This window comes from Streptomyces hyderabadensis (assembly GCF_020404845.1).
In the GTDB taxonomy this organism is placed as follows: Bacteria; Actinomycetota; Actinomycetes; order Streptomycetales; family Streptomycetaceae; genus Streptomyces; species Streptomyces hyderabadensis.
Genome location: NZ_JAIOJZ010000003.1, coordinates 61,989 through 75,000, shown reverse-complemented (window position 1 = coordinate 75,000; position 13,012 = coordinate 61,989). Strand labels below are relative to the sequence as shown.

At 72.5% G+C, this 13,012-nt stretch carries 11 protein-coding genes; 2 read left to right on the top strand and 9 right to left on the bottom strand.

The window, feature by feature from the left end; translation table 11 throughout:
• Positions 1-396: 396 nt before the first annotated feature.
• The 7 genes from pheA to K7854_RS03910 form a co-directional block, all read right to left on the bottom strand.
• Positions 397-1,329 (bottom strand): prephenate dehydratase, encoded by a 933-nt coding sequence (gene pheA / locus K7854_RS03940; protein ID WP_226024941.1) that lies wholly within the window; start codon positions 1,327-1,329, stop codon positions 397-399.
• An 80-nt stretch (positions 1,330-1,409) separates the two neighbouring features.
• On the bottom strand, positions 1,410-2,723 hold the full coding sequence (gene efeB / locus K7854_RS03935) for an iron uptake transporter deferrochelatase/peroxidase subunit (protein ID WP_226024940.1): 1,314 nt from the start codon (positions 2,721-2,723) through the stop codon (positions 1,410-1,412).
• 8 nt (positions 2,724-2,731) lie between these two features.
• Positions 2,732-4,807: a copper resistance CopC/CopD family protein gene (locus K7854_RS03930; RefSeq protein WP_226024939.1), complete on the bottom strand. Its 2,076-nt coding sequence runs from the start codon at positions 4,805-4,807 to the stop codon at positions 2,732-2,734.
• A 13-nt stretch (positions 4,808-4,820) separates the two neighbouring features.
• On the bottom strand, positions 4,821-5,342 hold the full coding sequence (locus K7854_RS03925; protein WP_226024938.1) for a copper chaperone PCu(A)C: 522 nt from the start codon (positions 5,340-5,342) through the stop codon (positions 4,821-4,823).
• Positions 5,339-5,989, bottom strand: coding sequence for an SCO family protein (locus tag K7854_RS03920; protein ID WP_226024937.1), 651 nt, complete (start codon positions 5,987-5,989; stop codon positions 5,339-5,341). The genes K7854_RS03925 and K7854_RS03920 overlap by 4 nt, the downstream gene beginning before the upstream one ends.
• A 132-nt stretch (positions 5,990-6,121) precedes the next feature.
• Entirely contained in the window at positions 6,122-6,883 is a 762-nt protein-coding gene (locus K7854_RS03915; protein WP_226024936.1) for a YcnI family copper-binding membrane protein, read from the bottom strand.
• Between the two features lie 130 nt (positions 6,884-7,013).
• Positions 7,014-7,856, bottom strand: a complete 843-nt coding sequence (locus K7854_RS03910) for a hypothetical protein (protein WP_226024935.1) — start codon at positions 7,854-7,856, stop codon at positions 7,014-7,016.
• Positions 7,857-8,097: 241 nt separating this feature from the next.
• On the opposite strand from K7854_RS03910, the gene K7854_RS03905 reads away from it, so the two are divergent.
• Entirely contained in the window at positions 8,098-8,562 is a 465-nt protein-coding gene (locus tag K7854_RS03905; RefSeq protein WP_226024934.1) for an ATP-binding protein, read from the top strand.
• A gap of 75 nt (positions 8,563-8,637) precedes the next feature.
• On the opposite strand, the gene K7854_RS03900 is transcribed toward K7854_RS03905, so the two are convergent.
• Together K7854_RS03900 and K7854_RS03895 are read right to left on the bottom strand one after the other, a co-directional pair.
• Complete coding sequence (locus K7854_RS03900) at positions 8,638-10,122, bottom strand: aminopeptidase P family protein (RefSeq protein ID WP_226024933.1); 1,485 nt, start codon at positions 10,120-10,122, stop codon at positions 8,638-8,640.
• Positions 10,123-10,255: 133 nt separating this feature from the next.
• Positions 10,256-11,689, bottom strand: a complete 1,434-nt coding sequence (locus K7854_RS03895; protein WP_226024932.1) for a PP2C family protein-serine/threonine phosphatase — start codon at positions 11,687-11,689, stop codon at positions 10,256-10,258.
• Between the two features lie 648 nt (positions 11,690-12,337).
• Between K7854_RS03895 and K7854_RS03890 the strand changes: the two genes are divergently transcribed.
• Positions 12,338-13,003, top strand: a complete 666-nt coding sequence (locus K7854_RS03890; protein WP_226024931.1) for a bifunctional DNA primase/polymerase — start codon at positions 12,338-12,340, stop codon at positions 13,001-13,003.
• Positions 13,004-13,012 lie beyond the last annotated feature (9 nt).

Sequence of the window (13,012 nt, the reverse complement as noted above, 5' to 3'; positions counted from 1 at the left end):
CACCGCCGTCCACAGGAATCCACAGCCCGGAAAAGTTATCCACAGGGTGTGCGAAAGATCTGTGGATGCACGGAAGTGATCATTCCCAATTCGTGGAGTCGGACTGTCCAAACCCTTCACGCCCGCACTTTCGAGTGGAAACGGGGCACTGGGTGTCACTCCGGAGTATGGGGTGCAAGAAACAGGTGGACGAAGGGTGACCTGGCCCTCTGTGGGCGAAGTGGGATGCCGTAGGGGGATATGTCGACTGAATGCCGGTTCGTTGTCGACTTGTCCCCAGGTCGAGAAGCGGACCTGTGGATAACTCCTGTGGACAACGAAAATCGGCAGATAGGACGGTCGGTCGTTTCCGATGGCCGGAACCGATGGCCGGAACCAGACGGTCGGAACCGACGGTCAGAACCGGCCGTCCTGGCAGCGCGCCACCCAGTCCGCCGCCGCCACGAACGCCTCGTCCGAGGTGCCCGGCCGCAGCGCGTCCACATCGGCCGGCCCGACCTCCGCGCGGGGGTACGAGCCGAGGTAGCGCACCTGGAGGCAGGCCCGCTTCAGGCCCATCAGCGCGTCGGCCACCCGGCGGTCGGAGATGTGCCCCTCGGCGTCGATGCAGAAGCAGTAGTTGCCGATGCCGGCACCGGTGGGGCGGGACTGCAGCAGCATCAGGTTGATGCCCCGGGTGGCGAACTCGCCCAGCAGGTCGCGCAGGCCGCCGGGGTGGTCGTCGCGCTGCCAGAGCACGACGGACGTCTTGTCCGCCCCGGTCGGTGCCGCGGGCCGGGCCGGCCGGCCCACCAGCACGAAACGCGTCTGGGCGTTCTCCGCGTCGTGGATGTCGGCCTCCAGCACCTCCAGGCCGTAGCGCTCCGCCGCGAACTCACCGGCGAAGGCCGCGTCGTACCGCCCCTCCTGCACCAGGCGGGCGCCGTCCGCGTTGGAGGCGGCCGATTCCCAGGCGACGTCCGGCAGGTGCGCCTTGATCCAGTTGCGCACCTGGGGCTGCGCGGCCGGGTGGGCGGTGACCGTCTTGATGTCCGACAGCTTGGTGCCGGGGCGGACCAGCAGCGCGAAGGTGATGGAGAGCAGCACCTCGCGGTAGATCATCAGCGGCTGGCCGGCGACCAGCTCGTCGAGGGTGGTGGTGATGCCGCCCTCGACGGAGTTCTCGATCGGCACGAACGCGGCCTCGGCCTCGCCGGTGCGCACCGCGTCGAGCGCGGACTGCACGGAGACGTACGGGACCAGTTCCCGGGTCGCCGTCTCCGGGAGGGTGCGCAGGGCTACTTCGGTGAAGGTGCCTTCAGGGCCGAGATACGCGTAACTGGCTGACATGTCCTCACCCTAATGGGCCGCGGCACGCCCGGCTCACGCCTCCGGCACAAGCCCCTCCGCGGGGTGACGTGCTGCCGGATTCACCCCTCCAGCAGCCGCTGGCCCACGTACTCTCCCTCGGACGCCCCGCCCGGCACCGCGAACAGGCCGCTCGCCTCGTGCCGGATGAACTGCGACAGCGCGTCGCCCCGGTCCAGCTTGCGCTGCACGGGCACGAAGCCCCGCAGCGGATCGGCCTGCCAGCAGATGAAGAGCAGCCCGGCGTCCGGGACGCCGTCGGCGTCGAAGCCGTCGTGGTACGAGAAGGGCCGGCGGACCATGGCGGCGCCGCCGTTCTGGTCGGGGCGGGTGATGCGCGCGTGGGCGTTGATGGGAACGACGAGTTTCCCGGAGGCGTCCGTCTTCTCCAGGTCCATCTCCGTCGTCTCGGTGGCGTCGCTCCCTCCGGACAGCGGTGCCCCGTCGGACTTGCGGCGCCCGATGACGTCCTCCTGGGCCTTGAGGGACAGTTTCTCCCAGTCGTCGAGGAGCATCCGGATGCGGCGTACGACAGCGTAGGAGCCGTTCGCCATCCAGACGGGCCCGGCCTTTCCGGACCCGGGCGCCTCCGGCACGAAGATCCGCTCGTCGAAGTCGGCGTCGGCGGGCTTCGGGTTGCGGGTGCCGTCGACCTGGCCCATCAGGTTCCGGGCGGTCATGGGGTGGGCGGTGGCGCCGGGCGAGCGGTTGAAGCCGTTCATCTGCCAGCGGATACGGGCCGCCGTCCCGGCGTCCTGCTGGATCGCGCGCAGGGCGTGGAAGGCCACCAGGGCGTCGTCGGCGCCGATCTGCACCCACAGGTCGCCGTTGCTGCGGTTCTTGTCGAGATGGTCGGAGGAGAAGTCGGGGAGCGGATCGAGGGCGGCCGGGCGCTGTTCGTCGAGACCGGTCCGGCCGAAGAAGCTGTGCCCGAAACCGAAGGTGACGGTCAGCGATGCGGGTCCGGCGTCCCGGGCCACATCCGTGTCACGGGTTCCGGCCGGCTCGCCCGCCATCAGCCGCCGGGCCGTCTCCGACCAGCGGCGCAGCAGCGCGGCGGCCTCCTTGCGGCCGGACCCGGCCGCGAGGTCGAAGGCGACGAGGTGGCCGCGGGCCTGCATCGGGGTGGTGATGCCGGGCTGATGTTTCCCGTGAAACATCGCCCGCTCGCTGCCGAGCGAGGTGAGGGGAGCGGCGGCGGAGGAGGGCGCGGCGGCGTAGCCGGCGGCGGCGCCCGCCACCCCGAGGACGAGCCCGGTGGCGCCGGCGGTGCCGAGCATCCGCCGTCGTGAGATGCCCTCGGGTGCGGTGGCGTTCCCAGGGATCTCGGGGCCCGAGGGGACCGAGGGGACCGCCTGGTTGGACTGGTCAGGCATGGTGCGGTTCAGCCGATCTGCGCGTTCTTGGAGATGGTGACCTGGTCGATGTCGGAGGTGCGCACGGTGACGGCAACCTCCCAGTCGCCGGCCATCGGGATCTGTACTCCGCTCGCCGACCAGTGGCCGGTGGTGATGTGGTCGGGGGCGACGGGCAGCGGCCCGATGTCCTTGGCCTTCTGGGTGAGGGCCACCTTCACCTCGGGGATGTCGAAGGCGGTCCCGTCCGGGCGCTCGACGTAGAGGTGCAGGTCGTTGGCGCCCACCCGGGCGGGGTCGAGTTCGACCCGTACGACGCCCTTGCCGTTCTGGCTCCCGGTGTCGAAGGGCATGTCCAGCGTCACCGCGCCCGTGGCGGGGGCGGAGTCGGCGGCGGCGGACGTGCCGGCGGCCTTGGCCTCCTCCTCGGTGCGGCCCGGCTCGGTCTGGGTCAGGACGGTGGTCACGACGAGCAGGACGACGGCGATGCCCGCCTCGGCGAGCACGGAGCGGCGCAGTCCGAAGCGGTTCGGGTCGGCGTCCCGTTGCCGCTTCTGCCGGGCGGCGTCCACGGCCGCGCGCTGCCGGGCGAGCTGGGCGGCCCGCTGGGAGCTGCCGGAACCACCCTTCGCCGCGCCGGGCACCTTCTCGGCGACCTTCGCCTTCGCCGAGCCCTTCTCCTCGGCGGAGTCCTTCTCGGCGACCTTCGCTTTCGCCGAGCCCTTCCCCTCCGCGGAGTCCTTCGCGGACCCGCTCTCCGCCGTCTTCCCGGAGGCCTTCCCGGACCCTCGCTCCGCCGCCTTGGCGGAAGCCTTCCCGGCCGTCGTCCCGGCCGCCTTCGCCGCGCCCCGCGCGGCCCCCGCCACGGCGGGCGTCGCCTCCGCGAGCTGCGCCGTCCACCGGCGCGAGAAGTAGGCGACGCCGACGAGTACCGCCACGAGCCCGATCTTCACGAGGAGCAGCTGTCCGTACCGGGTGTCGGTGAAGGCCGTCCAGGAGCCGAGCTGGCGCCAGGACTGGTACGTGCCGGTCGCCACCAGCGCGATCACGCTGCCGAAGGCGACGCGCGAGAACCGGCGTACGGCGAGGGCGGGGACCGGGGTGTCCGCCGGGCCCCGGTACAGGGCGACGAGCAGCGCGGTCAGTCCGCCGAGCCAGGTGGCGACGGCGATCAGGTGGACGACGTCGACCGGCATGGCGAGTCCGGCCTGGAGGCCGACGGAGGCGTGCTCGGACATCGCCCAGGTCGCCGCGAGGCCCGCCGCCACGACGCTGCCGCCGACCGCGAGCCCGAAGGCGAGGTCCCTCCTCTCCTCGTCCTCCCGTTTGTCGTACGCGCCGAAGAGCACGGCGATGAACAGCGCGGCCGCCGCCAGCAGCAGCAGCCGGGAGACCAGCGCGGCGCCGGACTTGGTCTGCAGCACCTCCCCGAGCAGGCCGAGGTCGAAGACGTCGGCGACCTTCCCGGAGCCGGTGTAGGAACCGCGCAGCAGGAGGAGCAGCAGGGTGGCGGCGGTCAGCGCGAGCCAGCCCGAGACGACGAACCGCTGTACGACGCGCACCCCGGAGCCGCGCGGCCAGCAGACGAGGACGAAGGCGGCGCCGCCCACCAGCACGGCGAAACCGGCGTACGACACATACCGTCCGACGCCGTACAGCCCGCCGACGAGCCCGCCACCGGCTCCCTGCCCGGCAACGGTGACCGAGGTCTCGGAGGGGGCGCCGACGGAGAAGGTGTAGGCGCCGGAGACCGGGTGGCTGTCGGCGGAGACGACCTGGTAGGTCACCGTGTACGTGCCGTCGGGCAGCCCGGCGTGCAGTTTCACGGCGTAGGTCGTGCCGCCCGTGCCGGACGGCTTGCCGGAGTCGACGCGCTTGCCCTTGGGGTCGAGGACGCGCAGCGAGTCGTCGTCCATCGAGACCGACTCGGAGAAGGTGAGCGACACCTGGGCCGGAGCCTTGTCGACCACCGCCCCCTCCCGGGGGTCGCTGCCGGTCAGCGCGGCGTGCGCGGCGGCCGGTCCGGCGCCGGCCAGCAGCGCGCAGGCCGCGGCCAGGAGCAGCAGCACCAGGGTCCGGACGCGCGGGGCGATGGTCTGCGTCAAGGTGGTCCCTCCCTCAGTGTCCGGGGTCTTCGGAGTGCCCGGAGTGTCCGGCGGTGGGCTGGTAGGTGGCCGCCTTCACGGGCAACTCGACCGTGACGGGGCCGGAGTGGGCGAAGTGCAGTTCGACGGTGACGGACTGGCCCTGCTTCGGCTGCTGCTTCAGCTTCTCGAACATCAGGTGGTTTCCGCCGCTCTTGAACACGAGTTGACCGTGCGCGGGGACCTCGAGGCGGTCGACCTCCTTCATGGTCCCGTCGACGGTCTCGTGCACGGTGACCTCGCCGGCCTCGCTGGTGACGGAGGTCAGCTCGTCCGCGGTGCCGCCCTCGTTGGTAATCGTGAGGAAACCGGCCGCCATCGAGTCGGAGACGGGCTGCGGTATGTAGGCGGAGCCGACGGAGAGTTCGGCGCCGGAGTCCGCGGAACCGGAGTCGGAGTCCGAGCCGCCGCAGCCCGCGAGGGCGAGGGCGCCGATCACCGCGACGGCGGCGAGGGCCGGACGGCGCCCTGCCGCCCCTCCCGCGGGCCGCCTCACGGGTTCTGCCCCTTGATGAGCTTGGGGAGGTCCTTGGTGTAGTCGTCGACCGTGGCGTCCTCGCCGTACAGGACGTAGCCCGCGTCGGACTTCGGGGAGAAGGCGACGACCTGGGTGCCGTGGGTCGAGACGATCTTGCCGTCCTTGTCCTTGGTCGGCGGGTCGATCGAGATGCCGAGGGTGCGGGCGCCGGCCTGGATGGTGTCGAAGTCGCCGGTCAGGCCGACGATCTGCGGGTCGATGCCCTTGAGCCACTTGCCGAGCGCGGCCGGGGTGTCCCGCTCCGGGTCGGTGCTGACGAACACGACGCGGAGCTTGTCCTGCTCCGCCTGGGAGAGCTGCTTCTTGGCCACGGCGATGTTGTTCATGGTCAGCGGGCAGACGTCGGGGCAGTGGGTGTAGCCGAAGTAGATCAGCGTGGGCTTGCCCGCGGTCTGCTCGCGGAGGTCGTACTTCTTGCCCTGGGTGTCGGTGAGGACCAGGTCGGGCTTCTCGAAGGGCTTGTCGAGGACGGTGGCGGCCTGCTGGCTGTTGTCCTCGGAGACCACGGTCACGGGCTTGTCGCTGTCGGCGCCGCTGCCGCAGGCGGACAGCGTCAGAGCGGCGGCGGCGAGCAGGGCGGCCATGGCGAACGTCTTCTTGCGCATAGAAAAATGTCCCAGATGTGAGGTGCTCCGGTGCGCGCCGGGGTCCGTCGGAGGTCCGACGGACGGTGCCCGGCGCGCACCGGACGAGAGGATGCGCCGACGAGGTGGGGCCGGCGCACCGGCGCGGCGTCGTTACGCCGTCGCGCCGGAGTCGCGTCGGCGGCCGGCCAGCACGCCGTAGCCGACGCCCGCCGCACCGACGACGATGCCGACGATGCCGAGGACCCGGGCGGTGGTGTCACTGCCGTCGCCGGAGCCGGAGTCCGACGAGGAGGCGTCGGCGGCGGTGTTCTGCGCGTCCGCCCCGGTGTTCTCGGCCTTCGCGTCCGAGGAGCCCGCCGCGCCGTGGGCGTCGTCCTCGGCGGCGGCCAGCTGGAGCACGGGCGCCGGGGTCTCGGGCTCCTCCTGGCCCTCCTGCGGCACCTCGATCCAGCGCACGACCTCCTTGTTGGAGTACGTCTGGATCGCCTTGAACACCAGCTGGTCGGCGTCCTCGGGCAGGGCGCCGATGGAGACCGGGAACTTCTGGAAGTAGCCGGGCTCGACGCCCTTGCCGTCGGCGGTCCAGGTCACCTTGGTGACGACCTCGGTGATCTGCTTGCCGTGCGACTCCAGCGGCTTGGTCGGCTTGGCCTTGGTGACCACGGCCTTCCAGCCGGGGACCGGCTGCGGCATGACGGACGCCAGCGGGTGGTCGGTGGGGAAGTTGACCTCCAGCTTGGTGGTGGAGGCGTTGTCGCGCTCGTTGGGGACCTTGAAGTCGACGACCGCGTAGCCGCCCTTGGCGGCCGTGCCCTCCGGCTGCACGCTGACGTGCGCGAAGGCGGGGGCGGACAGGGCGAGGACGGCGATGCCGGACACGGCGCCGGCGGCGGCGATACGGGAAGCCTTCATGGACGGAGTACTCCGCTTCGTGTGGACACCGGTGCCGAGCAGCCGGTGCCGAGTGACAGGAGGGATGCGCGCACGCGCGCGTGCCGCACGACGGCGGCCCCTCCCGGAGCGGGACGGCGGTCGCGTCGTGTCAGGCGGCGAGGGCGAACGCGTCACTCGGCGGTCCGCGCCGGACGACCGTGTGCTGAAGCGCGGTGGTACGGGGCCGGGGCGGCACCCACAGGGCGGGGCGCGGCGGACGCGGACCGGTACGGGGGGCCCCGGCCAGTCCGGCGTGCAGGGCGCGCACCAGGGAGAGCGCCGCGCGCAGGGCGCGGACGAGCGCCGCCTCGGCCATGGCCTGGGCCGAGTGCGCCGAGAGTTCGACGAGCCGGGTCAGGGCCAGGTCACCGCGCCGCAGCAGCCAGCCGGCGGCCAGGGCCGCGAGGACGTGGCCGAGCAGCATCGGCAGCGACGGCAGCAGCGCGGCGGAGCCACCGGCGGACAGCACGTCGGCCGGGTGGTGCGCCGCGCCGGTGTGCACGTCCGGGGCGATCCGCGCGTCGGTGAGGATCCGCTCGGCCTGGGCCGGGCTGATCGCCGCCGCGGTGGTCCCGCAGACCAGCCGTGCGGCCTGCTGGACCAGGGAGGCGTCGGACAGCGCGCCCGCCCCGCCGGACGCGGCGGCCGTGCCGGGGACGCCGGCCGCGACGGTGCCGTGCTGGCCGAGCCCGAACAGGGCGTGCAGCGCGGTCTGTCCGACGGCGAGCAGCACGACGATGCCGGGCAGCGAACGCCGGCGCCCGGCGAGCGGCACGGCGACCAGGACCGCCCCGAGGAATCCCGCGCCCAGCGACCACAGCGGAACGGTGGCACAGGAGGCGAGGGTGTGCCCCGCCGCGGCCAGCACGACACAGACCGCGGCGAACACCGCGGCCCGCAGGACCCGGAGATCGTGTCCGGAGCGCGCCGTTGGCGGGTGGGGGGCAGTCATGGCGGGCTCATCATCGCACCCACGGCATGGGCGCCGTACGGCAGGTCCACAAGATGCCGTACGACCGGAAGACGGGGAACGGGGCGGAAGGTCACCCTCTGGTACGAGTCGCCCCGCATACACCGGCCGACGGCGGCGACGCATCCGCCAGATGAGCGGTGTCACGGGCGCGACGCGCTTACGCCCGGGCATGAGGGGCAATACGTATCGGTATGTCGAGCCGCGGCCGGGAGGCTGGAGCATGAGCATCTGGTGGTCACTCCATTTGCGGCGCGAGGCTGCGAGCGTCCCCCTGGCCCGCCGCCTGCTGATCGGCACCATGGAGACCGCGGGCGTCGACCCCGACATCTCCTTCGACCTCTCCGTCGCGCTGAGCGAGGCCTGCGCCAACGCCGTCGAGCACGGCGGGGACGGCGGGTCGGGCGGCCCCGGGGAGGCGTACCGCGTCACGGCCTACCTGGACGGCGAACGGTGCCGCATCGAGGTCGCCGACACCGGCCCCGGTTTCCCCGCCCCCGCTCCGGGCGGGCCGCAGGGCCTCGCCCGGCCGGTGTCCCCGGAGGCGGAGAGCGGCCGCGGCCTGTGTCTCATCCGGGAGCTGGCCGACCATGTCCACATCGGCAGTGCGCCGGGGCGGGCCGGGGCCGTCGTGAGCTTCGACAAGGTCCTCAAGTGGCGCGAGAACGCCCCGCTGGTGGCGGTGTGACGAGTCGACTCGTCCTGGGCAGACCGACGGCCGGGCACCCCACGGGGCGCCCGGCCGTCGTACGCCGGGTGCGGGTCAGCCCTGCAGCGCGGCCATCCACTGCTCGACCTCGTCCGAGCGGCGCGGCAGGCCGGCGGACAGGTTCCGGTTGCCGTCGGCGGTGACGAGGATGTCGTCCTCGATGCGCACGCCGATGCCCCGGTACTCCTCGGGCACGGTCAGGTCGTCGGCCTGGAAGTACAGGCCGGGCTCGACGGTGAGCACCATGCCGGGCTCCAGCGTGCCGTCCACGTACGACTCGACGCGCGCGGCGGCGCAGTCGTGGACGTCCATGCCGAGCATGTGACCGGTGCCGTGCAGCGTCCAGCGGCGCTGCAGGCCCAGCTCCAGGACCCGCTCGACGGGGCCCTCGACCAGGCCCCACTCGACGAGCCGCTCGGCCAGCACGCGCTGGGCGGCGTCGTGGAAGTCGCGGTACTTGGCGCCCGGCTTCACCGCGGCGATGCCCGCCTCCTGGGCGTCGTACACGGCGTCGTAGATCTTCTTCTGCAGCTCGCTGTAGGTGCCGTTGACCGGCAGCGTGCGCGTCACGTCGGCGGTGTAGTACGTGTGCGTCTCCACGCCCGCGTCCAGCAGCAGCAGGTCGCCGGAGCGGACCGGGCCGTCGTTGCGGACCCAGTGCAGGGTGCAGGCGTGCGGGCCGGCGGCGCAGATGGAGCCGTAGCCGACGTCGTTGCCCTCGACGCGGGCGCGGAGGAAGAAGGTGCCCTCGATGTAGCGCTCGCTGGTCGCCTCGGCCTTGTCGAGGACCTTCACGACGTCCTCGAAGCCGCGCACGGTGGAGTCGACGGCCTTCTGCAGCTCACCGATCTCGAACTCGTCCTTGACCAGCCGGGCCTCGGAGAGGAAGACGCGCAGCTCCTCGTCGCGCTCGGCGGTGACCTTGTCGGTCAGGGCCGCATCGATGCCGGCGTCGTAGCCGCGCACGACGCGCACCGGGCCGGTGGCCTCGCGCAGGGCGCCGGCCAGCTCGCGGACGTCGGAGGCGGGGATGCCGTACAGCTTTCCGGCCTCGGTGAGGGAGTGGCGGCGGCCGACCCACAGCTCGCCCTGCCCGCTCAGCCAGAACTCGCCGTTCTCCCGGTCCGAGCGCGGCAGCAGGTAGATCGTCGCGGTGTGGCCCTCGCCCTCGGGCTCCAGGACCAGGACGCCGTCCTCGGTCTGGTTGCCGGTCAGGTACGCGTACTCGACCGAGGCGCGGAAGGGGTACTCCGTGTCGTTGGAGCGGGTCTTGAGGTTGCCCGCGGGGATCACCAGGCGCTCGCCGGGGAAGCGGGCGGACAGGGCGGCGCGGCGGGCGGCGGTCTCGGCGGCCTGGGCGATCGGCTCCAGGTCGTGCAGCTCCGTGTCGGCCCAGCCGGACTGCATGTTCTCGGCCAGCTCGTCCGACACGCCCGGGTACAGGCCGTTCTTGCGCTGCTTGACGGGCTCTTCGCCCGCCGCGTCAGCGGCGTCCTCAAGCACAGCTTCCGGGTTCTCCGGGGTGAGCTCCTCCGCCACGGTCATCCTCCTCGATACGGCACTGGACCACCCCCCATCGTACGGTCGTACGGAAGGGGGCCCAGGGCCGAAGGGCCTGTTACGTCCCTGCACTACCGTCCGTTATGCGGAGCGTGCGGGGCGTCAGTGACCGCTATTCGAACCGGACCGCCAGCAGGGCGACGTCCTCCTCGGAGTCCGCCTCCGCCTTTCCGCCCGGCAGCACGGTGCGCAGGACGTGCTCGACGACCGCATCCGGGTCCTGCCGCGCGGCCCGGGGGACACCGGCCGCCGCCGCGTGCAGCCGGGCGAAGGCGCGGTCGGCCGGGTCGCCGGTGCGGTGCAGCAGCCCGTCGGTGTACAGCAGAACCGTCTCTCCCGGCTCGGCCTGCAGCTCCACGCTGGGCGCCTCCCAGCAGGCGAGCATGCCCAGCGGCGCGGAGACGGAGGTCTCGACGAACTCCGTGCGCCGCTGCCCGATCAGCAGGGGCGGACTGTGCCCGGCGCCGGCCAGCGTGATCCGGCGCAGCGCGGGCTCGCAGTAACCGAACAGCGCGGTGGCCGAACGGGCCGGTTCGGTCAGCCGCAGCAGCAGCTCCAGGTCGGACAGGACGGCGACCGGGTCCTCGCCCTCCATCACGGCGTACGCGCGCAGCGAGGCGCGCAGCCGCCCCATCGCGGCGACCGCGCTGGGCCCCGACCCGGTGACGGATCCGACGGCGAGGCCGAGTGCGGCGTCCGGCAGCGGCAGGGCGTCGTACCAGTCGCCGCCGCCCCGCGGACCGGTGCGGTGCCGGACGGCGAGCTGCACGCCGGGCACCCGGGGCAGGCGGGAGGGCAGCAGTTCCTCGGCCATCGTGGCCATGGACGCGCGGGTGCGCTCGACCTCCAGGAGGCGCGTCAGGTGCTGGGCGGCGTACCGGACGTACAGGCCGGCGAGGTGGCGCTGCCGTTCACCCGGTTCGGCGGGTTCGTCGTAGAGCCAGACGGCGGCGCCCAGGCGTCCGGTGCCCTCGGCGGACAGGGGGAGCGCATAGCTGGCGGCGTAGCCGAGGCGGGCGGCGACCTCGCGGTGGCGGGGGTCGAGGGACTTCTCGGCGAACAAGTCGGGTTCCGCGATGCCGTCCTCGCCGACCGGCAGTCCGTCCAGGATCCGTCCGTAGGACAGGCAGGTGCGGGGCACGGTCTCGATGTGGCCGAGGTCGGCGCGGGCGAGACCGAGGCCGACGGTGGTGCCGGGGCCGAGTCCGTCGGCCGGTTCCAGCACGACGAGTCCGCGCCGGGCGCCGACCAGGGCGGCTCCGGCGCGCAGTACTTCCTGGAGGCCGTCGGCGAGGGTGTCCGTGCGGAGCAGGCGTTCGGTCAGTTCGTGCAGGGTCGTGAGGTCCGAGACCCAGCCGGCCAGCCGGTCCTGGAGCAGGGCCCCGGGGGCACAAGGAGTGCCCGAGGGGTCCGTGGCGGCCGCGGCGTCCGTGGTTGGGGGCTCGGCCGCCTGGGGGGTGCCGGCGGCGGCGGACGCGACAGTGTGTGCGGGGGACGGGACCGTTGAATCGATTCCGGCCACTTTCGCAGGGTGCGGGGCGTTCATGGCGTCCGGCCTTCCGACCGGCGCTTACTGCTCAAAAGCATCGCAAACCCCCATGTCATTCTGCGCCGCTAGCAGTGTCTCCACATGTACACGCACTCGTAAGGGGATGTCCAGCATTGTCCTGCTGGGATTCCTGGTGTCCGTGGGGTGTGAGCGGCCTTCTTCTCGGCCTCTTGCGGAAAAGCGAATTTGGCTTGAAACTGCCCCAGAGGACGGCTTGTTGCGGTCGACTGGGGGTGCTTCACGGAGCGTCACAGCGGTCGTGATGGGTACGTACTCGGAGAAGGCCGGGGGTGGTTGGGGGCCACCGGGAACCTGGCGACGGACCCGGGCGTCCTATCCACCGACGACCGTGCCCCATCCTCCCGTGGCGGAGGCGGAGAGAAATACGCGCGACGGCAAAACGCCAGACTTCGCCACCCCCGCGCCACGCCATGCTTTTGATAGACGCAGTGGCCGGAACCGTCACGGACGCAGTCAGTGCTCGACCCACAGGGGTTTCCCTTGCCCTTGGCGGAGACGTGCCCCGTGGGGGCGTCTCCCGGCAGGGGTGTGATGCGCCACCAGCAACGCACAGCGAAGTGATCGACACATGGTGTGAAGAGACCACGGTGTTGCCAGGCGTGCAACGGAAAGGAACGAGCGCTCATGCGCGAGATCCTCGGAAGGCGACGCAGGCTCCTGTCCCCGCACGACGACGGGCAGCCTGAGCTGATCGGCGCGGCCCTGACCTACGCGACACGATGGCAGTGGCCCGTACTCCCGGGCGCGACGGCGGATCCGCGGGCCCGGTCAGGCTGCTCCTGCCCCGACCCCGAGTGCACGGTGCCGGGCGCCCACCCCTTCGACCCCGGTCTCCTCGCGGCGACCACCGACGCGCGCATGGTGCGCTGGTGGTGGACCAACCGGCCGACCGCGCCGATCGTCATGGCCACCGGCGGCAGCGCCCCGTGCGCCGTCTCCCTGCCCGCCCTGCCGGCCGCCCACGCCCTCGCCGCGCTCGACCGCGCCGGGCTGCGGCTCGGCCCCGTCGTCGCCTCGCCCACCCGCTGGTCGCTGCTGGTCAGGCCGTACTCCATGGAGCAGCTGGGCGAGCTGCTCTACGCCAAGGACTTCGTCCCCGGCTCCCTGCGCTTCCACGGCGAGGGCGGATACCTCGCGCTGCCCCCGTCCGAGACCGGCGCCGGGGCCGTCCGCTGGGAGCGGGCTCCGCTGCCCGGCTCCGCCTCGCCCTGGGTGCCCGACGTGGAGGCCGTGGTGGACGCGGTGGTCGACGCCCTCACTCGTACGGGTGTGAGCGCGCCCGAGTTGTAGGGGGTGTCG